A 22653-nucleotide genomic window follows, 5' to 3' on the forward strand; every position below is an offset into this window, starting at 1 on the left:
GAGCTACTCCGCCGGCAGGACCGGCAGCAGTTCCGGGAGGTGGCCGTCCGATGCCCTCGCCGTGCGCTGTCGCTCCTCCGGCACCTCGCCGTACAGGGTCGTCCGGGGCTTCGCCGGGCGGCCCGCCGCCTCCGCGATGGCCTCCAGGTCGCGGATCGAGCGGTACGAGCCGTAACTCGAACCGGCCATCCGGGAGATGGTCTCCTCCATCAGCGTCCCGCCCAGGTCGTTGGCGCCCGAGCGGAGCATCTCCGCGGCACCCTCCGTGCCCAGCTTCACCCAGCTGGTCTGGATGTTGGGGATGTGCGGGTGGAGGAGGAGCCGGGCCATCGCGATGACCGCGCGGTTGTCGCGGGCCGTCGGGCCGGGACGGGCGATGCCCGCGAGGTAGACGGGGGCGTTGGTGTGGATGAAGGGGAGGGTCACGAACTCGGTGAAGCCACCGGTCTCCTGCTGGATGCGGGAGAGGGTGCGGAAGTGGCCGAGCCAGTGCCGGGGCTGGTCCACGTGCCCGTACATCATCGTGGAGCTGGAGCGGATGCCGAGTTCGTGGGCCGTGGTGATGACCTCGATCCAGGTGGCCGTGGGCAGTTTGCCCTTGGTGAGGACCCATCGGACCTCGTCGTCGAGGATCTCGGCGGCGGTGCCGGGGATCGAGTCGAGCCCGGCCTCCTTGGCGGCCGTGAGCCACTCACGGATCGAAAGCCCGGTGCGGGTGGCGCCGTTGACGACCTCCATGGGCGAGAAGGCGTGCACGTGCATGCCGGGGACGCGCTTCTTCACCGCGCGCGCGATGTCGAAGTAGGCGGTGCCGGGCAGGTCCGGGTGGATGCCGCCCTGCATGCAGACCTCGACGGCGCCGACCTCCCAGGCCTGCTGGGCGCGGTCCGCGACCTGGTCGAGGGAGAGGGTGTAGGCGTCGGCGTCGGTACGCCGCTGGGCGAAGGCGCAGAAACGGCAGCCGGTGTAGCAGACGTTGGTGAAGTTGATGTTCCGCGTGACGATGTACGTGACGTCGTCGCCGGAGACGGACTTGCGGACGTCGTCGGCGATGCGGGTCAGCGCGTCGAGCGCGGGCCCGTCGGCGTGCAGCAGGGCGAGGGCCTGGGCGTCGGTGAGCTTCGTCGGGTCGTCGGCGGCGACGGCGAGCGCCTCGCGCACATCGGCGTCGACCCGCTCGGGGACCATGCCGGGGGCGGCGGCCTCCCGCAGCGCCTCCCAGTCGCCGTACACCTCGTCGAAGTCGTCACGGCGGTCGTGCGTACGGCCGGTGGTGTCGATGGTGGCGTGCAGATCGGTGCGGCCGGCGGCGGTGAACGCCTCGTCGGGCTCCTGCCAGGGCAGACCGCGCACGGGCGCGTCGGGGTTCGCGAGACCCGTCTCGGGGTCGGCGAGGGCGCGGACGTGCGGGAGGAGCCGGGGGTCGAGCCAGGGTTCGCCCCGGGTGACGAACTCGGGGTAGACGCAGAGCCGCTCGCGCAGCTCGAAGCCGACGGCGCGGGACTTCTCGGCGAGCTCCTCGATCCGCGGCCAGGGGCGCTCGGGGTTCACGTGGTCGATGGTGAGCGGGGAGACACCGCCCCAGTCGTCGATACCGGCGGCGATGAGGCGCTCGTACTCGGAGTCGACGAGGTTCGGCGGGGCCTGGAGGCAGGCGGAGGGGCCCATGATGTGCCGGGCGACGGCGACCGTGGCGACGAGGTCGTCGAGCTCGGCGTCCGGCATTCCGCGCATGGCCGTGTCCGGCTTGGCGCGGAAGTTCTGGATGATCAGCTCCTGGATCGAGTGGTACGCGCGGGAGACGCGGCGGAGCGCGAAGAGCGACTCGGCCCGTTCCTCGAGCGTCTCCCCGATCCCGAGGAGCAGCCCCGAGGTGAACGGCACGGACGACCGGCCGGCGTCCTCGAGCACCCGGAGCCGGACGGCCGGCTCCTTGTCGGGGGACCCGTAGTGGGGACCGCCGGGCTCGGACCAGAGGCGGGTGGCAGTGGTCTCCAGCATCATCCCCATGGAGGGGGCGACGGGCTTGAGCCGCTGGAAGTCGGTCCAGGACAGCACACCGGGGTTGAGGTGCGGCAGGAGCCCGGTCTCCTCCAGGATCCGGATGGCCATGGCCCGTACGTACGCGATGGTGTCGTCGTACCCGTGTGCGTCGAGCCACTCGCGGGCCTCGGGCCAGCGGTCCTCGGGCTTGTCGCCCAGGGTGATCAGGGCCTCCTTGCAGCCCATCTCGGCCCCGCGCCGGGCGATGTCGAGGACCTCGTCCGGCGACATGAACATCCCGTGTCCGTCGCGGCGCAGCTTGCCGGGCACGGTGACGAAGGTGCAGTAGTGGCATTTGTCCCGGCAGAGCCGGGTGAGCGGTATGAACACGCTCTTCGAGTACGTGATGACCCCCGGCCGTCCGGCCGCCTCGAGCCCGGCGTCCCGCACGCGCCCGGCGGACGCGACGAGATCCACCAGATCGTCCCCCCGCGCCCGCAACAGCACGGCGGCCTCACCGACATCGAGCGCGACCCCGTCCCTGGCCCGCTTCAGGGCACGGCGCATGGCGTTCGCGGTGGGGCGAGCTTCCTGGTCATCCGTCATGAAACGAGCATACGAGCGGGCGCGGGGGAGGAGGTCGGGGTCCCCGTAGGAAGCACGCAGGTTCCTCAGAGGTGCGGGCAGGTGCCTCAGAGGTACTGGGCGTACGCGTCCAGGACGCGGAGGACCTCCGCCTCGCCCTCCGGCGGCAGCTGGAGGACGACCTCCTCGCAGCCCAGTTCCGCGTAGTGGGCGAGTTTGCCCGGGGTCGGGAGGACCGCGTACGGGACGATCTCCAGGGTCTTCGGGTCGCGGCCCGCCTTCTCCCACTGCTCCTTCAGGAGCGGGAGCGCCTCCGCCAGGCCCCGGCCGCCGATCGGCATCCAGCCGTCCGTCTGCGCGGCGATCTGGGCGAAGAGCTTCGGGCCCGCCGCGCCGCCGAGGAGGGTGCGGGGTGCGCCGCCCGCGGGCTTCGGCCAGGCCTGCGACGCGTGCACCGAGTGGCCGAACTCGCCTTCGTAGGCCGTGGGTTCCGGGGCCCAGAGCGCTCGCATCAGGTTCAGGCGGTCGCGGCCCAGGTCCCGGCGGGTCGGCCAGTCGACGCCGTGGTCGGCGGCCTCCTCCTTGTTCCAGCCGAAGCCGAGGCCGAGGGTGAAGCGGCCGCCGGAGAGGTGGTCGAGGGTGGCGATCTGCTTCGCGAGGGCGATCGGGTCGTGCTGGGCGATCAGCGTGATGCCGGTGCCCAGCGCCAGGCGCTCGGTGACGGCGGCGGCCTGGCCGAGGGCCACGAACGGGTCGAGGGTGCGGCCGTACTCGCGGGGCAGCTCGCCGCCCGCCGGGTAGGCCGTGTCCCGTGCGACGGGGATGTGGGTGTGCTCGGGGAGGTAGAGCCCGCCGAACCCGCGTTGTTCGAGCTCGCGCGCGAGCCGCACGGGGGTGATGGTCTCGTCGGTCAGGAAGATCGTGGTCGAGATCCGCATAGCGGCACGGTAGGGCGTACGGCCCGGATTTCCGAGGGGTGCGACACGAGTGCGTTCCGCGTTGGCCGGGCGTTCACGGGTGCGGAGCAGGGTCCCGGTATGAGCGAACCGAGCAGACGTGCACTCCTCGCGACGGGCATCACGACGGGCATCGCTTCGGCCCTGACGCTGGGCGGTGTGAGCTTCGCCCACGCCGAAGGGGGCGGGGACCGGACGGAGACCGTGACCGGCGTCCTGCCGCCCGGCTCCCCCGACTACGTGTACCTCCCCGTCGAGCTGCCCCGCGGCGTACGCGAACTCCACGTCGCGTACTCCTACGAGCGGCCCGCCGTCCCCGCCGGCACCCAGGGCAACGCCCTCGACATCGGCCTCTTCGACCAGCGCGGCACCGCACTCGGCGGCGACGGCTTCCGCGGCTGGTCGGGAGGCGCGCGCAAGGACTTCTTCGTACGGGCGGACGAGGCGACGCCCGGTTACCTCGCCGGGCCGCTCAGAGCAGGGACCTGGTTCGTCGTCCTCGCCCCCTACACCGTGGCCCCGCAGGGACTCCCGTACAGCGTCACGATCACCCTCCGGTTCGGTGCCGCGCTGCCGGCGCCCCGCCCGGTGTACCCGCCGGAGCGGGCCGCGGGGCGTGGCCGCGCCTGGTACCGCGGCGACTGCCATCTGCACACCGTGTACTCGGACGGGCGCCGCACCCCCGCCGAGGTCGCCGCGCTCGCCCGCGCCGCCGGGCTCGACTTCGTGACGGCCACCGAGCACAACACCCACGGCGGGCACGGCGCGTGGGCGGAGCTCGCCGGGGACGACCTGCTGATCCTGCTCGGCGAGGAGGTCACCACCCGCAACGGTCACGTCCTCGCCATCGGGACCGACCCGGGCACGTTCATCGACTGGCGCTACCGGGCCCGGGAGAACCGTTTCGGGCACTTCGCGCGCGAGATCCGCCGGGCCGGCGGCCTCGTCGTGCCCGCCCATCCGCACGCCACCTGCATCGGCTGCGTCTGGAAGTTCGGCTTCGGCGACGCGGACGCGGTCGAGGTGTGGAACGGCCCCTTCACCCCGGACGACGAGGTGTCCCTGGCCGGCTGGGACGCGGCGCTCGCCCAGGGCCGCTGGACCCCGGCCATGGGCAACAGCGACGCCCACCGCGACCCGGAACGCGTCGGCACCCCGCAGACCGTGGTCCTCGCCGACGACCTGAGCCGGAAGGCGATCCTCGCGGGCCTGCGCGCGGGCCGCTCGTACGTCGCCGAGTCCTCCGCGGTCTCCCTGGACTTCTCGGTGACGGACGGCCGGGGGCGTGCGGCGGGCATCGGCGAGCGGCTGCGGGTCGCCGGCGACGAGCCGGTGACGGTACGGCTGAAGGTGACGGGCGCCCCGGAGGGCGGCACGATCCGCTTCGTCACGGACCAGGGCGTGCTGCACACGGAGCCGGCGGCGGAGGGGCTCGCGGAGTGGCCGACGACCGCCGCGTACGCCACGTACGTACGCGCCGAGGTCCGCCACCCGGCGGCCCTGCCTCCGCTGCCGGGCGCGCCGGCGGCCTTCACGAACCCGGTGTTCCTGGAGGCCCGCTGACGGACCCGGGACCTGTCGGCCGTCAGTCGCCGAGCGCCGCCACCGCTCGCTGTTCGGCCGCCAGGTCTCCGTAACCGCCGTGCTCCCAGACCCGTTCGCGGAACTGCTGGAGGGTGAGCGGGGCACGGTCCTCGCCGGGGACGTCCACGAAGTGGACCGTGCCGCAGCGGTGGCAGTACCAGCCGCGCGACCAGAGTTCCTCGGCGCGGTGGCGGCCGCGGGTCCGGCGGGCGAAGGTGGCCTTGCGCCGCACCAGGACGACGATCACGAGGACGGTGACGAGCAGGGCGAGGGCCGAGATCCAGGGCAGGAAGCCGAGGTCCGGACCGAGGCGGGCCGATGGCTCCGGCGAACCGTACGGATACCCCGGGGACGAAGGATCGGGGTCGTCCTCCATGGCGCCCCCGACGAAGACCCAGGCCATGGACGTGGCGACGGTCACGAAGCCCGCGAACACGCCGAGGCAGCTGATGCCGTACGTGGGCGCCGTGGGTACGGGCGCGAGCGCCCTGGAGAGCCCCGTGGTCACCGTCCGCGTCACGGTCCGCATGTCGCCGTCCCGGTCCCGCTCCCGGCTCCTGACGGCGTCCCGTCCCCCCAGGTACACGGCCGGCACGGCCTGCACCTGGTCGTCGCGCCCGCATGCCGGGCAGTCGTGCGTCGTGCTCATCGTCGTCTCCCCCAGTCGACCTGAGTGACGGGATCATGCCATGGGCGGTTCCCGTCCCGGCCGAAATCCCCGGGCGCCCTCCCGCTCCCCCGCCTACCGTGGCCCCCATGCTGAACCGACTCGAGACGTACTACGACGCCGTTCCCCGATCCGCCGCCCGCGCCGAGGACTTCGGGCCCCTGACCCTGTTCGTACGGGAGGGGAAGGGCTGGCCGTACTACGCGCGGCCCGCGCTCGGGTACGCCGGGGACGTGTCGGTCGCCGACGTGGACCGGGTCCGGGCGCGCCAGCGGGAGTTGGGGGCGCCCGAGGCGTTCGAGTGGGTGGCGGAGACGACACCCGGACTCCGGGCGGCCGTCGAGGCGAGCGGCCTCACCGTCCACGAGCATCCGCTGATGGTCCTCGAGGGCGACGGGCTCCCCGTACCGGAGCCCGAGGGTGCCACCGTACGGATCGTCGGCGCCGACGATCCCGTCCTGCCGAGCGCGGTCGCCGCCCCGTACGCGGCCTTCGGCGCCGAGCCCTCGCCCGGGGCCTTCGCCCAGGTCGCCGCCCGGATCACCGCGGGCCACACCCATTTCGCCGCCGCCCTGGACACCACCGGCACCGCGCTCGCGGCCGGGCAGCACCAGCCCGTCGGGGCCGTCTCCGAGGTCGTCGGCGTCGGCACCGTCCCCGAGGCGCGGCGCCGGGGCCTCGGGCTCGCGGTGACGGCGGCCCTGGTGTCCGACGCCCGGTCCCGTGGCGTGGGGCTCGTGTTCCTGTCGGCATCGGACGCGGACGTGGCCCGGCTCTACGGCCGGCTCGGTTTCCGCACCGTCGCCACCGCCCTCATCGCGGAGGCCTAGGGGGGTCCTGAAAAAAATCCCGGGAAAGTTCTCCGGACCTGTCACACCCTCCGCGTCCGCTCCGTCAGTGCGGTGAAGGCAACAGAAACCGCACACAGAGAGACGCTGAGGAGCGATCACCATGGCCCACGAGATCACCCCCCGGATGACCAACCCCGCCTATGTCCTCCCCGGCGCGGCCCCCGCCATCCAGAACCTGGTGAAGGCCACCCGGGACGGCGGCGTCCCGGAGTCGACCCTGGAGCTGGTGCACCTGCGGGCCAGTCAGATCAACGGATGCGGGTTCTGCGTCGACTACGGAGCGAAGAGCGCGAAGAAGAACGGCGTGAGCGACGAGAAGCTGTTCGCCGTCGCCGCCTGGCGCGAGGCCCCGTACTTCTCCGACGAGGAGCGTGCGGCCCTCGCTCTGGCCGAGGCGGCGACCCGGCTCGCCGACACGTCGGACGCCGTGCCGGACGACGTCTGGGACGCCGCCGCCGACCACTACGACGAGAAGCAGCTCGCCGCGATCGTCCTGATGGTGGCCGTCACCAACCTGTTCAACCGGATCAACGTCACCGTCCGCCAGCCGGCCGGAGTCGGCCTGTGACGGGTGCGGCGGCGACGGGCGCGGCGGCGGCCGGTGTCTCGCGTACGAGCAGCACGTCCACCGGGTCCTCGGACTCGAAGACGAAGCCCTCCCGCTCGTAGAGGCGGCGGGCCGCACTTCCCTGGAGCACGACCAGGCGGACCGGGACCGCGGCCTCGTCCGCCCGTACGAGCAGCTCCCGCAGCACCGCCGTTCCGAGGCCCCGCCCCTGGACCCCGGGGGCCAGATAGAAGTGCTCCAGGTAGAACCCCCGACCACCTTCGTGCGGGCGCATCGTCACGCAGCCCGCGAGGCCGCCGTCCACCTCGATGACCGAGGTGTGCTCGGGCGAGAAGCCGTCCCGCAGCCGCTGCCGCACCCGGTGGTCGTCGTAGCGGCCGAGGCGCTCCAGGTCGTCCCGCATGACGACGGCCCTCAGCTCCGCCATGGCCTCGATGTCCTCCGCCCGCCCGGGGCGCAGCGACCAGTTCGTTTCCCCATACATGTACGCATCCTAGGGAGCCCCTTCATGCAGCCTCGCCCTGCCCGTATGCCCAACCCCGCAGCCCTCCTCCCCCAGTCCGGGCCCGCGATCCAGCAGCTCATCAAGGCCGTCATGTCGGGCGGCGACGTGCCCGGCACCACCCTGGGCCTGGTCCACCTCCGGGCCAGCCAGATCAACGGCTGCGGGTACTGCGTGGTCGGCGGGGCCCTGACGTCGCAGAAGGAGGGGGAGACGGACGAAAGGCTGCACGCCGTGGCGGCCTGGCGGGAGACCCCGTACTTCACGGAGGCGGAGCGGGCGGCGCTCGCCCTCGCCGAGCACGCGACCCGGCTCGCGGACCGCCCGGATGCCGTGCCGGACGCGGTGTGGGACGAGGCCGCCCGGCACTACGACGAGAAGCAGCTCGCGCAGATCGTCCTGTGGATCGGCGTCTCCAACCTCTTCAACCGGCTCAACGCGACGACCCGGCAGCCGGCCGGCGCGACCTGGTAGTCGTCACCGGTGCCCCCGGCGTGACCTGGTGGTCGTAACCGGATCCATGCCGTCCGCGTTGGTGCGGGCATGAAGAAGATGCTCACCGCAGTCGCCCTGACCTGTTTCGCCGCGACCGGCGGCCTCGCCGCCGCCGGAACCGCAGCCGCCGACGCCGGCGGCGTGAACCTGCCCTCGGTCGTGCCGCTCAGCGGGGTCCTCACCCTCAAGGCCAAGCCGGCCGGCACCCCCGGCCTGCCGCCCGCCAACGCGGCGGTGGAGCACCTGCTCCCCGGGCGCTGAGCCGTACGCGAGGAAACGAAGAACGAAGGTGGCGGGACCCCCCACGGGCCCGCCACCTTCGCGTTTCGGGTGACTCAGGTACGTACGGCCGTCAGTCGGCGACGACCAGCGACGGCGTCTCCTTCGTCAGGACCTCGCCCCGGAAGAACGCGGGGCTCCGGCGCTGCATGACCAGCATGATCACCGCGCCGACGAGCAGCAGCCCGACGCCGATCACGAAGACCGAGCCGACACCGAAGACCGCGGAGCCGGAGCCGTACGCCGGGTCCCACATGTCGTACAGCGTCTTGCCGAAGACGGCCGTGAGCATCAGGCCGCCGAGCAGCGGCATCAGGCCCTTGTAGGCGAAGTTCCGGCCGGAGCGGAAGAGCTCGCCGCGGAAGTACCAGACGCAGGCGAAGGCCGTGAGCGCGTAGTAGAAGCAGATCATCAGGCCGAGCGCGTAGATCGTGTCGACCAGGACGTTCTCGCTGAGCAGGGTCATCACGGTGTAGAAGACGCCGGTGGCGACACCGGCCACGACGGTGGCCTTGCCGGGGGTCTTGAAGACCGGGTGGACCTTGGTGAAGGACTTCGGCAGCGCCTCGTACGTGGACATCGCGAGCACCGTACGGGCGACCGGGATGAACGTCGTCTGGAGGCTGGCGGCCGCCGAGGCGAGGACCGCGACGAAGAGCAGGATGCCGAGCGTGGGGCCCATGACCGGGCCGGCGAGGGCGGCGAAGACGTTGTCGGAGGTCTCCGGGTTGGCGAGGCCGAGGCCCTCCTCGCCGGAGCCGACGACCATCTGGGCGGCGATGCCGGTCGCCAGGTAGGAGCCGACCAGGACGACCATCGCGATGAGTGCGGCGCGGCCGGGGGTCTTGGCGCTGCCGGTGGTCTCCTCGTTGGTCGCCATGCAGGCGTCCCAGCCCCAGTACATGAAGATCGAGAGCGAGAGGCCGGCGGTGAAGGCGGCGAAGGACTGGACCGCGAAGGGGTTCATCCAGGACCAGGAGAAGTCGACCGAGGTCTCGAAGGAGCCGGCCTTCGTCAGGGCCATGCCCACGAAGACGGCGAGGACGACGAGCTGGAGGCCGACGAGGGTGTACTGGACGCCCTTGGTGGCGGTCATGCCGCGGTAGCTGATCGCGGTGGCCGCGGCGATGAGCGCGAGGCAGGTGACGATGTGGACGGCCTTGTTGTCGTCCAGGGCGGCGATGGATTCGCTGCCGCTGATCTCACCCGCGAGGAGCCAGAAGTAGGAGGTCGCGACGCCCGCCAGGTTGGAGAGGACGATGATCGTCGCGATGACGAGGCCCCAGCCGCACATCCAGCCGATCCTGGGTCCGAAGGCCTTCACGGTCCAGGTGAACGAGGTGCCGCAGTCGGGCATGACCTTGTTGAGCTCCCGGTACGCGAAGGCGACGAGGAGCATCGGGAGGAAGCCCGCGAGGAAGACGGCGGGCATCTGCAGTCCGACCTCGCCGGCGGTGGAACCGAGCGTCGAGGTCAGGCAGTAGACGGGGGCGACGGTCGAGATGCCGATGACGGCACTGCCGAGGAGGCCGACGGAGTTTCCGCCGAGGCCTTTGGTGCGCACGCCGTTGGCATCGGCCGCGCCGTCGGTGTCGCCCGGGGCGTTGACGCCCCTTACCGTGTCTCCGGCCTGGGGCCGCGCTTCCACCTGAGTCATGAACAGGACGTTAAATGCTGCGGTTTCCACATCCGGAGGATCAAAATCCGCTCATCTGATCGATCATCGCCTTGCATTGCGCGGGTCGAGGCGGACCCTCGCCAATGATTGAAAGATCGACGGACGGGACGGACCGACCAACTGGTAGGTCGGTCGCCCCGTGTCCGATATGCGGGAACCGCAGCGTGGCCCGAAATGTCCGTTTCGAAATTTTCCCGAGGAATTTTCGCGAACGCCTTCAGCCCGGCCACACCACCGCCTGCAGCTCGCTGTACGCGTGCAGCGCGTACGAGCCCACGTCCCGTCCGACCCCGCTCCGCTTGAATCCGCCGAACGGCGCCTCCATGTTCCGCCCGATCGTGTTCACCCCCACCCCGCCGGCCCGCAGCCGGGCCGCGATCCGGAAGGCGCGGGCCACGTCGCCCGACCACACGTAGTCCAGTAGCCCGTAATCGCTGTCGTTGGCGAGCGCGATCCCCTCCTCCTCGTCGTCGAAGGGGACGACCACGACGACCGGTCCGAAGATCTCCTCCCGCACCACCCGCATCTCGTTGGTGCAGTCGGCGAGCAGCGTCGGCGCCACGTAGAAGCCCTTCGGGAGGTCCGGGCGCTCGCCGCCCACGACGACCTGCGCCCCTTCCTTCCGCCCCAGCTCGACGTACGACTCCACCCGGTCGCGGTGGGCCGCCGAGATCACCGGGCCGACGATCGTGCCCTTCTCCGCCGGGTCCCCCACCTTCATGAAGGCCAGATATCCGGTGAGCTTCTCGATCAGCCGCTCGTAGATCCCGCGCTGCGCGAGCACCCGCGTCGGGGCCGTACAGATCTGCCCGCTGTAGAAGGAGAACGTCGTCCCGATCCCCATCACCGCCGAGTCCAGGTCCGCGTCGTCGAAGACGAGCGCCGCCCCCTTCCCGCCCAGCTCCATCAGCTGCCGCTTGAGCGAGCGGCCGCAGACCTCGCCGATCGCCTGCCCGACCGCCGTGGAGCCGGTGAACGACACCATGTCGACGTCCGGGGAGTCCACGGCCGCCTGCCCGGCCTCGACCGAGGAGCCGGTGACGACGTTGACCACACCCGGCGGGACGCCGGCCTCATCCAGGGCGCGGGTCATCGCGTACACGGAGAGCGGGTCCTGCGGGGCCGGCTTCACCAGGACCGTGTTGCCCATCGCGAGGGCCGGGGCGACCTTGCCGGCCGGGTTGGCCCAGGGGTTGTTGTACGAGGTGATGCAGGTGACCACGCCGACCGGGCGGCGCACCGCCACCGCGCCGAACACCCCGGCCTTCCCCATCGGGCCCGCCTCGTTGATCTGCGGGGGCAGAGCCTGCTCGACCGGCTCCATGGCCCCGCGCGCGTACCGCCGGAAGCGGGCCGAGCCGACGGCCACCTGCATGCCGCGCGCGGTCCCCGTGGTGGCGCCCGTCTCGGCCCGGGCGAGGAGCGTGTTCGCCTCGGCGTCCCTGGCCATCAGGTCGGCGGCCCGGTCGAGGATCGCGGCCCGCTCCTCCGGCTTGGTACGGGACCAGGAGGCGAAGGCCTCGCGGGCGGCGGCGGCCGCCTCGTACACCTGGCTCCGGGAGGCCTCCGGCGCGAGGCCGACGACCTCCTCGGTGGCCGGGTCGATCACCTCGTAGTGACCGCCGTCGGGCTCGACCCACTCGCCGCCGATGAAGAGCTTCTGGTTCACCTGGTCGCCACCGTCCTCGTGTCACGGCCGGAGCGCAGTACCTTCCCCGGGACCGCGCCGGTCACCTCGTCGTCCCGCAGCGTCTCCACGCCGTTGACCCGTACCGACACGATCCCGACCGCCCGCGAGTCGAGCCGCGGACTGTCCCCCGGCAGGTCGTGCACGAGGGTCGCCGGGCCGGCGTCGATCCGCTCCGGGTCGAACAGGACCAGGTCGGCGTGGAAGCCCTCGGTGATCCGGCCGCGCTCGCGGAGCCCGAAGAGCCGGGCCGGGTCGTCGGTCAGCATCCGCACCGCCCGCTCCAGGGGGACGAGCTTCCGGCCGCGCAGACAGTCGCCGAGGAAGCGGGTCGTGTACGGCGCTCCGCACATCCGGTCCAGGTGGGCGCCCGCGTCGGAGCCGCCGAGCATCACGTCCTCGTGGTCCCAGGTCTCGCGGCGCAGCGCCCAGGAGGCCGGGTCGTTGTCGCTGGGCATCGGCCACAGGACGGTCCGGAGCTCGTCGTTGGCGCAGATCTCGACGAGGCACTGGAAGGGGTCCTGGCCGCGCTCGGCCGCGATGTCGTTGACGACCCGGCCGGAGAGGCCCTCGTTCTCGCGGCTGTACGTGTCCCCGATGACGTACCGCCCGAAGTGGGCGAGGCGCCGGAAGACCCCGGCCTCCTTGGAGTCGGCGCGCCGCAGCATCTCGGCCCGTACGGCGGGGTCGCGGAGCTTCTCGATGCGCTCGGGGACGGGGAGGGCGAGGATCTCGCCCCAGCCGGGGATGAGGTTGAGCGCGCAGAACGTGCCCAGGGACATGTTCATGGGGGTCAGGATCGGCATGGTGAGGGCGACGATCCGGCCGCCGGACTTCCGGGCCCGCTCGGAGGCGGTGAGCTGACGCGGGACGCGTTCGGGGACGGCGGCGTCGATGGTGAGGACGTTCCAGTTGAGCGGCCGGCCGGCCGCCGCCGTCATCTCGACGAAGAGGTCGATCTCCGCGTCGGAGAACTGGTCGAGGCAGCCCGCGAGGATCGCCTCCAGCTGGGTGCCCTCGTGCTCGCCGACCGCCGTGGAGAGGGCGATCAGCTCGTCGGGGCCCGCGTGCCGGGAGGCGACGGGGGCGCCGTCGCCGTCGGAGTGGGTCGAGGACTGGGTGGTGGAGAGCCCCCAGGCGCCCGCCTCCATGGCCTCCTTGAGGAGGGCGACCATGTGCTCCAGCTGCGCGGGGGTGGGCTGCCCGCCGACGGCGTCGGCGCCCATCACGTACCGGCGCAGGGCGCAGTGGCCGACCATGAAGCCGGCGTTGACGGCGATCCGGCCGTCGAGGGCGTCGAGGTACTCGGCGAAGGACGACCAGCTCCAGTCGACGCCCTCCTCCAGGGCCTTCAGGGCCATGCCCTCGACCTTGGACATCATGCGGCGGGTGTAGTCGGCGTCCTCGGGCCGGTCCGGGTGGAGCGGGGCGAGGGTGAAGCCGCAGTTGCCGCCGGCGACGGTGGTGACGCCGTGGTTCATGGAGGGGGTGGCGTACGGGTCCCAGAACAGTTGGGCGTCGTAGTGGGTGTGGGGGTCGACGAAGCCGGGTGTGAGGACGAGGCCGGTGGCGTCCTCGGTCGTACGGGCGACCGCACCGGGCTCGGCGAAGACGATCCGCCCGTCGCGGATGCCGATGTCGGCGACGTAGCCGGGGGCGCCGGTGCCGTCCACGACGGTGGCGCCCTTGATCAGGTGATCGAGCATGACGTTCCCTTTCTGGACGTGGACACGGGTGTGCCCCGGACCGGGGGCCGCCGCGGAACGGCCTCCGGCCGGGGCCGGTACGGGGCGGCGGTCCGGGAAGACACCACCCCGCGCTCGTACGCCGGGGCTCCGCCCCACCCCGTTGTGGCCACCCGTCCCGCCCAGCGGGACGATTGCCCACACGGGGGGCTGCCGTCAGGAACCCGCGGACTGGCGGAAGCGGGTCGTGCGGTGGACCGGGTCCGTGTCGATCTCGGGGATCACGTGCTCGCCGATCAGCTTGATCGAGTTCATCGTGTCCTCGTACGAGATCCCGATCGGGAGCCCGAAGGAGAGCTGGTCGGCCCCGGCCTGCTCCCAGCGCTTGCACTGGGCGAGGACCTCCGACGGGTCGCCGCAGATCATCAGCTCCTCCTGGATGAGGAGTTCGATGATCTCGGCCGAGTACTCGGGGAGGAGTTCCGGCCACTCGGGGATGCCCTCGGGGCGGGGGAAGGTGTCGTGGTAGCGGAAGAGCAGCGACTGGAGGTAGTTGAGGCCGCCGCCGACGGCGATCTCGACCGCCTTGTCGTGGGTCTCGGCGCAGATCGCGGTCGAGGTGACCATGACGTTGTCGTTGACGAAGTCGCCGATCGCCTTGGCTTCCTTGATCGCGGTCTTGTAGGACTCGACGACCCACTCCATGTCGGAGACCTTCTGCACGCTGAAGCCGAGGACTCCGAGGCCCTTCTTGCCGGCCATGGCGTACGAGGAGGGGGACCCGGCCGCGTACCACATGGCGGGGTGGGACTTCCCGTACGGCTTGGGCAGGACCTTGCGGGGCGGCAGCGACCAGTGCTTGCCCTGGAAGCCGACGTACTCGTCCTGGAGCCACATCTTGGGGAACTCGGCGATCGTCTCCTCCCACAGCTCCTTGGTGTAGTTCATGTCGGTGATGCCCGGCATGAACCCGAGGATCTCGTGGGAGCCCGCACCACGGCCGGAGCCGAACTCGAAGCGTCCGCCGGAGAGATGGTCGAGCATGGCGACCTTCTCGGCGACCTTCACCGGGTGGTTGACGGGGGCGAGGGGGTTGAAGATGCCGGAGCCGAGGTGGATCCGGTCGGTGGCGTGGGCGAGGTAGCCCAGGTAGACGTCGTTGGCGGAGAGGTGCGAGTACTCCTCCAGGAAGTGGTGCTCCGAGGCCCAGGCGTACTTGAAGCCGGACCTGTCCGCCTGGATGACGTACTCGGTCTCCTCCATGAGGGCCTTGTGCTCGGCTTCGGGATCGGTCTCGGCGCGCTTGCCGACGTATCCCTGTACGAAGATCCCGAATTCCAAGGGGGTTCACCGTCCTCGTGAGTTTCTGACGGAGTTTCTGACGTGCCGTCAGATTCGTGATGTGCCCGACTGTCGCATCGCGCGACAGGTGCGTCAATACCTGACGAGCCGTCAGGTGCGGACTAGAAGAGACTGACTCCGGCCAGCCAGCCGCCGTCGATCACGAAGGGCTGGCCCGTGATGTACGCCGAGTCGTCCCCGGTCAGGAAGAGCGCGAGGGCCGCCACCTCGTCCGGGCGCCCGATCCGCCCGAGCGGCACGAGCTTGCGGTACAGGTCGGCCGTGGCCGCCGGATCCACACCCTCCGGGTTGCTCATGGGGGTGTCGATCGCTCCCGGGCAGACGGCGTTCACCCGGATCCCCTTCGCCGCCAGTTCCAGGGCGGCGACCCTGGTGAGTCCGAGCACGGCGTGCTTGGAGGCGGCGTAGGCGCCGACCCCGGCCATCCCCGTCAGCCCCGTGTACGAGGCGGTGTTGACGATCGTGCCGCCGCCCGCCGCCGCGATCTCGGGCGCGACCGTACGGATGCCGAGGAAGCAGCCGGTCTGGTTGACCGAGACGATCGCCTGGAACTCCTCCAGAGGGGTGGAGAGCAGCTCGTTGAAGCGGAGGATGCCGGCGTTGTTGACGAGCCCGTCGATCTTCCCGAACCGCTCCTTGGCGACGGCCACGGCCGCGGCCCAGTCCTCCTCCCTGGTCACGTCCAGATGGACGTAGACGACCCCGTCCTCCCCCAGTGCTTCCCTCAGCTCCTTGGCGAGCGCCTCACCGGCGTCGTCGAGGACGTCCGCGAGGACGACCCTGGCGCCCTCCCCCGCGAACAGCCGGGCCTCCTGCTCGCCCTGCCCGCGTGCCGCGCCGGTGACGAGGACGACCCGCCCGTCGAGTTTGCCCATGTCCGTACTCCCTAGAGGTGGGGGGCGACCTCCGTGCCGAAGGCCGCCATCTGGTCGATGAGTTCGGCACGGCTCCGGGAGCGGAACCGGACCTGGATCTGGTGCACGCCCATCTCCCCGTACGCGCGCAGGGAGGCGGCGAGCTCATCCGGGGAGCCGCTCAGCGTGCGGCGGCCGACGTTCCAGCCGGGGGCGCCGACGTACAGCGGCTCGGCGATCGCGCCGACGGTGATCGGCTCCGCGATCCCGGCCTCGGCGCGGAGCCGCAGCAGCTTCTGGATCTGTACGGCGAGCTGCTCGCGCGGGTCGCCCTGCGGGAGCCAGCCGTCACCCTTGAGCGCGGCGCGGCGCACGGCGGCCGGGGAGGAGCCGCCCACCCAGAGGGGGACGCGCTCCTGTGCGGGCCGGGGCAGCTGGCCCAGCTCCTTGAACGCGAAGCGCTCGCCCGTGTGCTCGGGGTACTCCTCGGGGCCGAGCGCGGCCCGCAGCGCGTCGACGGTCTCGTCGAGCACGGCTCCCCGGCGCGCGAAGTCGACGCCGAGCGCCTCGAACTCCTCCTGCACGTGCCCGGCGCCGACCCCGAGGACGAGCCGGCCGCCCGAGAGGTGGTCGAGCGTCGCGTACGCCTTGGCGGTGACGAGCGGATGGCGCAGCCCGACGACGGCGACGTGCGAGAGCAGCCGGACCCGCTCGGTGGCGGCGGCGAGGAAGGAGAGCGTGGCGACCGGGTCGTACCAGACGGTGCTCATGGCCTCGGCGAGCCGCCGCGGGATGGCCACGTGGTCGCAGCTGGCGAGGTAGTCGAAGCCGTGGTCCTCGGCGGCCCGGGCGACGGCGAGGAGGTCGGCCGGCCCGGCGTCGGCCTCCCAGCGCTCGGCGTAGATCGCGCTCTGCGACTGGACGGGCAGCTGCATCCCGTAGACGACCATGGGAAACCCCTTAACTGACGATGCGTCAGACCATGAAGGGGCCATCGTCACCGCCGCCGCCTCATCAGGCAAGGCCTACGACGAGGGCCGCCACCCGTCGCGAGGCGACCTCGCGCGGGATCGCCTCGGGCGTCGCGAAGGAAATGTTGGTGAAGTACAATTTTTTGTACATCACCCACATCGCAGCGAGGAGGCACGGCATGGCCGTGACCCAGATCGACATAGACGATGACGCACTGCAACGCGTGATGGCCCTGTCCACGGCCAGGACCAAGAAGGAGGCCGTCAATCTCGCCCTCCGGTTCTACGCCGACCGGCAGGAGCGTGCCGCACGCATCAGCCGCCACTTCGAGCGCGCACGCCAGTGGGGGGCGGTCGAGGACGCCGATCAGCGGCACAAGGCCGAGAAGGACGGTCGGTGATCTACCTCCTCGACACATCCGGCCTTGTCCGGCTGCTCAGCGACCCCGCGCTCCAGTCGGCCTGGTACGACGCCATCGACGCCGAGGCGATCGCCTCCTGCTACCCGCAGCGCGCCGAGTTCCTGTACAGCGCGCGGAACGGTCGCGAGTACGACGAGATCGCCGAGATGTTCACCGACCTCTACCCCGACGTGGCGGTACCCAAGAACGCGGGCCGCTGGATCGGCTCCGCGCAGCACCGGATGGCGAGGGCCGGGGAGCACAGGAGCGCCTCGGCCGTCGATCTGATCATCGCGGCCACTGCGGCCCATCACGGGCTGACCGTCCTCCATGACGACGTCGACTACAGGACCATCGCCCGGCACGCGGCCGACCTGAGCGAGCACAGCATCCACGACGTCCGGTAGGGCCGCGCGGCGGTGCGCTCCAAGGCCCCGCCGCGCGCCACGAGCCCGGTCACGGGCGCCAGAGGCCCTCCGGGCTCAGCCCGAGCAGGTCGATCGCGTTGCCCCGGACGATCCGGTCGACGACATCCGGCGCGAGGTGGCCCATCTGGGCCTCGCCGACCTCGCGGGACTTGGGCCAGGTGGAGTCCGAGTGCGGGTAGTCCGTCTCGTACAGGACGTTCGCGGGCCCGATGGCATCGAGGTTGCGGAGTCCGAAGGCGTCGTCGAAGAAGCAGCCGAAGACGTGCCCGGCGAAGAGCTCGGACGGCGGGCGCAGCACCTTGTCGGCGACTCCGCCCCAGCCGCGGTTCTCCTCCCACACGACGTCGGCGCGCTCCAGGATGTACGGGATCCAGCCGATCTGCCCCTCCGCGTACATGATCCTCAGGTTCGGGAAGCGCTCGAACTTGCCGCTCATCAGCCAGTCGACCATCGAGAAGCAGCAGTTGGCGAAGGTGATGGTCGAGCCGACGGCCGGCGGGGCGTCGGCGGACGTCGACGGCATCCGGCTGGACGAGCCGATGTGCATCGCGATGACCGTGCCGGTCTCGTCGCAGGCGCGGAAGAAGGGGTCCCAGTGGTCCGTGTGGACCGAGGGGAGCCCGAGGTGCGGCGGGATCTCCGAGAACGCGACGGCCCGCACCCCGCGCGCGGCGTTGCGGCGGACCTCGGCGGCGGCGAGCTCGGGGTCCCAGAGCGGGATGAGCGTGAGGGGGATGAGCCGCCCGTGCGCCTCGGGCCCGCACCACTCCTCCACCATCCAGTCGTTGTACGCCCGGACGCAGAGCAGCCCCAGCTCGCGGTCGCTCGCCTCGGTGAAGGTCTGCCCGCAGAAGCGGGGGAAGGTCGGGAAACAGAGCGCGGACTGGACGTGGTTGACGTCCATGTCGGCGAGCCGCTCGGGCACGGAGTGGGAGCCGGGCCGCATCTGCTCGTACGTGATGACTTCGAGCCGTATCTCGTCGCGGTCGTAGCCGACGGCGGTGTCGAGCCGGGTGAGGGGCCGGTGCAGGTCCTCGTAGACCCACCAGTCACCGATCGGCCCTTCGTCGCCCTTGGCCCCCATGACGGGGGCGAACTTCCCGCCGAGGAAGGTCATTTCCTTGAGCGGGGCGCGGACGATCCGGGGTCCGGTGTCGTGGTACCGGGACGGGAGCCGGTCCCGCCAGACGTGCGGGGGCTCCACGGTGTGGTCGTCCACCGAGATGATCTTCGGGAAGGTCTCCATGGCTTTTACGGTAGCGCTGATCTGACGACCCGTCAGCTATCGTGCGGCGAATCGACGGTGTGACGGCCGCACTACGGCCGTATCACGGCCCGGACTACGGCCGACCCGATGCTGACGGACTCCCTCCGGACAAGGCAGACTGTCCAGGGCGAAACAAGCGGTGGCGGTACGGGCAGGGGGAGCGATGGACCGTGACAACGGGCCGCGAGTTCCGGCGCAACGGGCTCCGACGGCGGGCGCGGACGCCCCGGTGAGGACGGATGCCCCGACGGCGACGGACGAAGGCGCCGGCATGGGCACGGGCCAGGACGTGGGTGCGGCGGCGCGCCGCGACACGGGCACGGGCCGAGCGGCCGCGGCGGAAACCGGCCACGGATCCGCCGCCGAAGCGAGCACGGACCCGGCCCCCGGCGATGCGAGCGCGGACACCGGCTCCGGCGAGGCGGGCACGGACACCGGCCCCGGCCCCGGCGATGTGAGCCCGGACCCCTCCCCCGGCCTCCTCCGTTTCGCCGTGCTCGGGCCCGTCCGTGCCTGGCGGGACGGCGAGCCCGTACCCACCGGCTCGCCCCAGCAGCGCGCCCTGCTCGCCGCCCTCCTCCTCCGGGGCGGACGTACCGCCACCGCCTCCGAGCTGATCGACGCGCTCTGGGGCGAGGAGTCGCCCTCGCAGGCCCTCGCGGCCGTACGGACGTACGCCTCCCGGCTCCGCAAGGCCCTCGGCCCCAAGGTCCTCGTCAGCGAGTCCGGCGGCTACGCCCTGCGCACCTCCGCCGCCGCGCTCGACGTCGCCACCGCCCAGGAGCTCGGCGCCGAGGCCGAGAGGCTGCGGGCCGCCGGGGACCGGGCGGGTGCCCGCGACCGGCTCGCCGAGGCGCTGGACCTGTGGGACGGCGAGGTGCTGGCCTCCGTACCGGGGCCGTACGCCGAGACGCAGCGGACCCGTCTGGAGGAGTGGCGGCTCACCCTCCTGGAGACCCGGCTCGACATCGACCTGGAGGTCGGCGCGCACGCGGAGGCCGTCTCCGAGCTGACCGCCCTCACCGCCGCGCACCCCCTGCGGGAGCGGCTCCGCGAGCTGCTGATGCTCGCCCTCTACCGCAGCGGGCGGCAGGCCGAGGCGCTCGCCGTGTACGCCGACACGCGCCGGCTGCTCGCCGACGAGCTCGGCGTCGACCCCACCCCCGAACTCTCCCGGCTCCAGCAGCGGATCCTGCAGGCCGACGCCGAACTCGCCCGGCCGGTCGAGGAGGCCGTCCCGGCCGCCGCACCGGTCGCCCGCCCCGCACAACTCCCGGCGACGGTCCCGGACTTCACGGGCCGCGCCTCGTTCGTACGAGAACTTGGCGCCCGCCTCGCCACCGCCGAGGGCCATGTCATGGCGGTCTCCGCGCTCGCGGGCATCGGCGGGGTCGGGAAGACGACGCTCGCCGTGCACGTCGCACACGAGGCGAGGCCGCACTTCCCGGACGGACAGCTGTACGTGGACCTCCAGGGCGCGGGCTCCCGCGCCGCCGCGCCGGAGACGGTCCTCGGCTCGTTCCTCCGGGCGCTCGGCACCCCGGACTCGGCCATCCCCGACTCGCTCGACGACCGGGCGGCGCTCTACCGCTCGACGCTCGACGGACGCCGGGTCCTGGTCCTCCTGGACAACGCCCGTGACGCGGCCCAGATCCGCCCGCTCCTGCCCGGAACGGCGGGCTGCGCCGCCCTGGTGACGAGCCGGATCCGGATGGTCGACCTGGCGGGGGCGCACCTGGTGGACCTGGACGTGATGTCCCCGGAGGAAGCACTCCAGCTCTTCACCCGGATCGTCGGCGCGGAGCGGGTCCAGACGGAGCGGGAGGCGGCCCTCGACGTCGTGGCGGCCTGCGGGTTCCTTCCGCTGGCCATCCGTATCGCCGCGTCCCGGCTCGCGGCCCGCCGCACCTGGACGGTCTCGGTCCTGGCGGCCAAGCTGGCGGACTCGCGGCGGCGCCTGGACGAACTCCAGGCGGGCGACCTCGCGGTGAAGGCGACGTTCGAACTCGGCTACGGGCAGCTGGAACCGGCGCAGGCGCGCGCGTTCCGCCTCCTCGGCCTGGCGGACGGTCCGGACATCTCGCTCGCGGCGGCCGCGGCCGTCCTCGACCTGTCCCTGTGGGACACGGAGGACCTCCTGGAGGCCCTGGTCGACACGTCCCTCCTGGAGTCGGCGGCGCCGGGCCGGTACCGGTACCACGATCTGGTGCGGCTCTACGCGCGTGCGTGCGCGGACCGTGACGAGCAGCCCCCGTCGGAGAAGGAGGCGGCGCTCTCCCGGCTCCTCGACTTCTACCTGTCGACGGCGGCGCGGGTGTACGCGATCGAGCGCCCCGGCGACCGCCTCGTCGACCATCTGGAACCGACCATCCACGAGGGCCTCACCTTCACCGACCGCCACGCGGCCCAGGACTGGCTCTACGCCGAGGCGAACTGCCTCCTGGCCTGTGTCCGCCAGTCGGCGTCCACGCCGGGCACGCTGCGCCGGGGCGTGGACCTGCTGTGGGCGTCACTGGACCTGGCGGAGTCGGGCGCGAACTCCCGCGAGTACGAGACGGTGGCGACGACGCTGCGGGAGGCGGCCGGCAAGCAGGGCGACTCCCGCGCCGAGTGCCGGGCGTCGATCACCCTCGCGTACGGCCACCACGTTTCGGGCCGCTTCACCCAGGCCGGCGAAGAGGCCCGCACCGCCATGCGTCTGGCCACCTCGGTGGACGACCCGCTCCCCCTGTGCTGGGCGCCGAACATCCTGGGCGTCATGGCGTTCTACGAGAACAACCACACCGAGGCGGAGCGGCACTTCACCCGTGCCATCGAGTACTTCCGCAGTTGCGAGGACCTGGCCGGCGAGGCGAGTGCCCTGTGCAACCTGTCCCGCATCTACCTGATCACCGGGCGGACGGACAGCGCGGTGCGTCTCGCCCAGCAGGGCACGGACATGTACGACACCCTGGGGCACGCCCTCAAGGGCGCCAACGGGCGCTACGCACTGGGCATGGCTCTGGCCCAGAGCGGTCAGTTCGGCCCCGCCGCCGAACGCCTCAAGGAAGCCCTCGCCGTCTTCACCGACAGCCGCCAGCGCCTCTGGGAGGGAATGACGCTGTACCGGCTCGCCGAGGCCGAGGTCACGGAAGGACGCTACGCCCAGGCCGCGTCGAACGCGGAGATGGCCCTGACGGTCCTGCGCGGCATCGGCGGTGAGTGGCGGCGGGGCAACGTCCTCACCGTCCTGGGCCGTGCCCTCAACAGCATCGGCCAGTCGGGGCGCGCCGAGGTGTGCTGGCGCGACGCGCTGGAGGTCTTCGAATCCCTGAACTCGCCCGAGGCCGAGGCCGTGCGGCGGCTGCTCGATCCGGCGGCCGTCGCCTGATCGCCTGGCCTGGGCGTTCATCGTTCGTTTATGGCGATCCGACATGCTCTGAATCAGTCGATCCGTCGCGTCGGGGGGCAGATGGGTCGCCGAGAAGGCCGTCGCTCGGACGCATTAGGGTGAGCGGCCCTGCGAAAGAGGCCCGTCCGGCCGTCCACGGGGGAACAGCCGGACGGGCCCTCAGCACCAACTCACCCGATTCTGCGAGAGGTTGCACACAGTGAGTGACGAGCGAACCGTCAGCCCCACCAACATCCACATCACCGGTGGCGAGACCACTGATGTGACCACCAAGAACATCCACATCACCGAGGGTGAGGACGGCGCCGCGATAGCCGAGAAGATCGGCATCAAGAACATCCACATCACGGGTGGGGGCGAGGAGCCCGTCGCCTCCGCCGACACCGGTAAGGGTCCGGCCGGCAACATCCACATCACGTCCGAGCCGGCCAACTAGCCACTCCCGACGGGGAACGGCCG

The 22653-nt window shown here is 71.8% G+C and carries 20 protein-coding genes; 9 read left to right on the forward strand and 11 right to left on the reverse strand.

Annotation, left to right across the window (positions count from 1 at the left end; all coding sequences use genetic code 11):
• Positions 1 to 3: 3 nt before the first annotated feature.
• Positions 4 to 2589 (reverse strand): bifunctional FO biosynthesis protein CofGH, encoded by a 2586-nt coding sequence (locus OG462_RS19445; protein ID WP_406059200.1) that lies wholly within the window; start codon positions 2587 to 2589, stop codon positions 4 to 6.
• 86 nt (positions 2590 to 2675) lie between these two features.
• Positions 2676 to 3506, reverse strand: a complete 831-nt coding sequence (locus OG462_RS19450) for an LLM class F420-dependent oxidoreductase (protein ID WP_406059202.1) — start codon at positions 3504 to 3506, stop codon at positions 2676 to 2678.
• 99 nt (positions 3507 to 3605) lie between these two features.
• Here OG462_RS19450 and OG462_RS19455 point away from each other — a divergent pair, with 99 nt between their 5' ends.
• A complete protein-coding gene (locus tag OG462_RS19455; protein ID WP_406059204.1) occupies positions 3606 to 5087 on the forward strand; it encodes a CehA/McbA family metallohydrolase in 1482 nt (493 codons plus the stop codon).
• A gap of 22 nt (positions 5088 to 5109) precedes the next feature.
• Here the strand turns inward: OG462_RS19455 and OG462_RS19460 are convergent, their stop codons facing one another.
• Complete coding sequence (locus OG462_RS19460; RefSeq protein ID WP_406059206.1) at positions 5110 to 5757, reverse strand: hypothetical protein; 648 nt, start codon at positions 5755 to 5757, stop codon at positions 5110 to 5112.
• A gap of 107 nt (positions 5758 to 5864) precedes the next feature.
• Here OG462_RS19460 and OG462_RS19465 point away from each other — a divergent pair, with 107 nt between their 5' ends.
• Both OG462_RS19465 and OG462_RS19470 read left to right on the forward strand, forming a co-directional pair.
• Positions 5865 to 6605 (forward strand): GNAT family N-acetyltransferase, encoded by a 741-nt coding sequence (locus OG462_RS19465; RefSeq protein WP_406059208.1) that lies wholly within the window; start codon positions 5865 to 5867, stop codon positions 6603 to 6605.
• 121 nt (positions 6606 to 6726) lie between these two features.
• Entirely contained in the window at positions 6727 to 7194 is a 468-nt protein-coding gene (locus tag OG462_RS19470) for a carboxymuconolactone decarboxylase family protein (RefSeq protein ID WP_406059209.1), read from the forward strand.
• On the opposite strand, the gene OG462_RS19475 is transcribed toward OG462_RS19470, so the two are convergent.
• Positions 7160 to 7678 (reverse strand): GNAT family N-acetyltransferase, encoded by a 519-nt coding sequence (locus OG462_RS19475; RefSeq protein ID WP_406059211.1) that lies wholly within the window; start codon positions 7676 to 7678, stop codon positions 7160 to 7162. The genes OG462_RS19470 and OG462_RS19475 overlap by 35 nt on opposite strands.
• A gap of 24 nt (positions 7679 to 7702) precedes the next feature.
• Between OG462_RS19475 and OG462_RS19480 the strand changes: the two genes are divergently transcribed.
• Complete coding sequence (locus OG462_RS19480) at positions 7703 to 8170, forward strand: carboxymuconolactone decarboxylase family protein (RefSeq protein ID WP_406059212.1); 468 nt, start codon at positions 7703 to 7705, stop codon at positions 8168 to 8170.
• Positions 8171 to 8239: 69 nt separating this feature from the next.
• Complete coding sequence (locus OG462_RS19485) at positions 8240 to 8452, forward strand: hypothetical protein (protein WP_406059214.1); 213 nt, start codon at positions 8240 to 8242, stop codon at positions 8450 to 8452.
• A 91-nt stretch (positions 8453 to 8543) separates the two neighbouring features.
• Here OG462_RS19485 and OG462_RS19490 read toward each other — a convergent pair whose 3' ends face one another.
• The 6 genes from OG462_RS19490 to OG462_RS19515 all read right to left on the reverse strand — a co-directional run bounded on the left by OG462_RS19490 (position 8544) and on the right by OG462_RS19515 (position 16686).
• Complete coding sequence (locus OG462_RS19490; RefSeq protein ID WP_406059216.1) at positions 8544 to 10127, reverse strand: APC family permease; 1584 nt, start codon at positions 10125 to 10127, stop codon at positions 8544 to 8546.
• A gap of 238 nt (positions 10128 to 10365) precedes the next feature.
• Complete coding sequence (locus OG462_RS19495) at positions 10366 to 11817, reverse strand: aldehyde dehydrogenase family protein (RefSeq protein ID WP_406059218.1); 1452 nt, start codon at positions 11815 to 11817, stop codon at positions 10366 to 10368.
• Positions 11814 to 13541, reverse strand: a complete 1728-nt coding sequence (locus tag OG462_RS19500; RefSeq protein WP_406059220.1) for an amidohydrolase family protein — start codon at positions 13539 to 13541, stop codon at positions 11814 to 11816. The genes OG462_RS19495 and OG462_RS19500 overlap by 4 nt, the downstream gene beginning before the upstream one ends.
• Before the next feature lie 195 nt (positions 13542 to 13736).
• Positions 13737 to 14861: an LLM class flavin-dependent oxidoreductase gene (locus OG462_RS19505; protein WP_406059222.1), complete on the reverse strand. Its 1125-nt coding sequence runs from the start codon at positions 14859 to 14861 to the stop codon at positions 13737 to 13739.
• A 122-nt stretch (positions 14862 to 14983) separates the two neighbouring features.
• Positions 14984 to 15757, reverse strand: a complete 774-nt coding sequence (locus OG462_RS19510; RefSeq protein WP_406059224.1) for an SDR family NAD(P)-dependent oxidoreductase — start codon at positions 15755 to 15757, stop codon at positions 14984 to 14986.
• An 11-nt stretch (positions 15758 to 15768) separates the two neighbouring features.
• The gene (locus tag OG462_RS19515; protein ID WP_406059226.1) at positions 15769 to 16686 is read right to left on the reverse strand and encodes an LLM class F420-dependent oxidoreductase; all 918 of its coding nucleotides are present in this window, start codon (positions 16684 to 16686) and stop codon (positions 15769 to 15771) included.
• Between the two features lie 200 nt (positions 16687 to 16886).
• Between OG462_RS19515 and OG462_RS19520 the strand changes: the two genes are divergently transcribed.
• Positions 16887 to 17108 (forward strand): type II toxin-antitoxin system VapB family antitoxin, encoded by a 222-nt coding sequence (locus tag OG462_RS19520; protein WP_406059228.1) that lies wholly within the window; start codon positions 16887 to 16889, stop codon positions 17106 to 17108.
• The gene (locus tag OG462_RS19525) at positions 17105 to 17515 is read left to right on the forward strand and encodes a PIN domain-containing protein (RefSeq protein WP_406059229.1); all 411 of its coding nucleotides are present in this window, start codon (positions 17105 to 17107) and stop codon (positions 17513 to 17515) included. Before OG462_RS19520 ends, OG462_RS19525 begins: the two co-directional genes overlap by 4 nt.
• A gap of 49 nt (positions 17516 to 17564) precedes the next feature.
• Here the strand turns inward: OG462_RS19525 and OG462_RS19530 are convergent, their stop codons facing one another.
• Entirely contained in the window at positions 17565 to 18782 is a 1218-nt protein-coding gene (locus tag OG462_RS19530; RefSeq protein WP_406059231.1) for an amidohydrolase family protein, read from the reverse strand.
• A 184-nt stretch (positions 18783 to 18966) separates the two neighbouring features.
• Here OG462_RS19530 and OG462_RS19535 point away from each other — a divergent pair, with 184 nt between their 5' ends.
• Together OG462_RS19535 and OG462_RS19540 are read left to right on the forward strand one after the other, a co-directional pair.
• Positions 18967 to 22173, forward strand: a complete 3207-nt coding sequence (locus OG462_RS19535) for a BTAD domain-containing putative transcriptional regulator (protein ID WP_406059233.1) — start codon at positions 18967 to 18969, stop codon at positions 22171 to 22173.
• Positions 22174 to 22393: 220 nt separating this feature from the next.
• Complete coding sequence (locus tag OG462_RS19540; RefSeq protein ID WP_406059235.1) at positions 22394 to 22630, forward strand: hypothetical protein; 237 nt, start codon at positions 22394 to 22396, stop codon at positions 22628 to 22630.
• Positions 22631 to 22653: the final 23 nt, after the last annotated feature.

Source organism: Streptomyces sp. NBC_01077 (assembly GCF_045162855.1).
Classification (GTDB): domain Bacteria; phylum Actinomycetota; class Actinomycetes; order Streptomycetales; family Streptomycetaceae; genus Streptomyces.

Excerpts from the sequence above, each read along its gene's own strand:
- OG462_RS19445 (WP_406059200.1), bottom strand. The coding sequence starts at position 2,589 with ATGACGGATGACCAGGAAGCTCGCCCCACCGCGAACGCCATGCGCCGT.
- OG462_RS19450 (WP_406059202.1), bottom strand. The coding sequence starts at position 3,506 with ATGCGGATCTCGACCACGATCTTCCTGACCGACGAGACCATCACCCCC.
- OG462_RS19455 (WP_406059204.1), top strand. The coding sequence starts at position 3,606 with ATGAGCGAACCGAGCAGACGTGCACTCCTCGCGACGGGCATCACGACG.
- OG462_RS19460 (WP_406059206.1), bottom strand. The coding sequence starts at position 5,757 with ATGAGCACGACGCACGACTGCCCGGCATGCGGGCGCGACGACCAGGTG.
- OG462_RS19465 (WP_406059208.1), top strand. The coding sequence starts at position 5,865 with ATGCTGAACCGACTCGAGACGTACTACGACGCCGTTCCCCGATCCGCC.
- OG462_RS19470 (WP_406059209.1), top strand. The coding sequence starts at position 6,727 with ATGGCCCACGAGATCACCCCCCGGATGACCAACCCCGCCTATGTCCTC.
- OG462_RS19475 (WP_406059211.1), bottom strand. The coding sequence starts at position 7,678 with ATGTATGGGGAAACGAACTGGTCGCTGCGCCCCGGGCGGGCGGAGGAC.
- OG462_RS19480 (WP_406059212.1), top strand. The coding sequence starts at position 7,703 with ATGCAGCCTCGCCCTGCCCGTATGCCCAACCCCGCAGCCCTCCTCCCC.
- OG462_RS19485 (WP_406059214.1), top strand. The coding sequence starts at position 8,240 with ATGAAGAAGATGCTCACCGCAGTCGCCCTGACCTGTTTCGCCGCGACC.
- OG462_RS19490 (WP_406059216.1), bottom strand. The coding sequence starts at position 10,127 with ATGACTCAGGTGGAAGCGCGGCCCCAGGCCGGAGACACGGTAAGGGGC.
- OG462_RS19500 (WP_406059220.1), bottom strand. The coding sequence starts at position 13,541 with ATGCTCGATCACCTGATCAAGGGCGCCACCGTCGTGGACGGCACCGGC.
- OG462_RS19510 (WP_406059224.1), bottom strand. The coding sequence starts at position 15,757 with ATGGGCAAACTCGACGGGCGGGTCGTCCTCGTCACCGGCGCGGCACGC.
- OG462_RS19515 (WP_406059226.1), bottom strand. The coding sequence starts at position 16,686 with ATGGTCGTCTACGGGATGCAGCTGCCCGTCCAGTCGCAGAGCGCGATC.
- OG462_RS19520 (WP_406059228.1), top strand. The coding sequence starts at position 16,887 with ATGGCCGTGACCCAGATCGACATAGACGATGACGCACTGCAACGCGTG.
- OG462_RS19530 (WP_406059231.1), bottom strand. The coding sequence starts at position 18,782 with ATGGAGACCTTCCCGAAGATCATCTCGGTGGACGACCACACCGTGGAG.
- OG462_RS19535 (WP_406059233.1), top strand. The coding sequence starts at position 18,967 with ATGGACCGTGACAACGGGCCGCGAGTTCCGGCGCAACGGGCTCCGACG.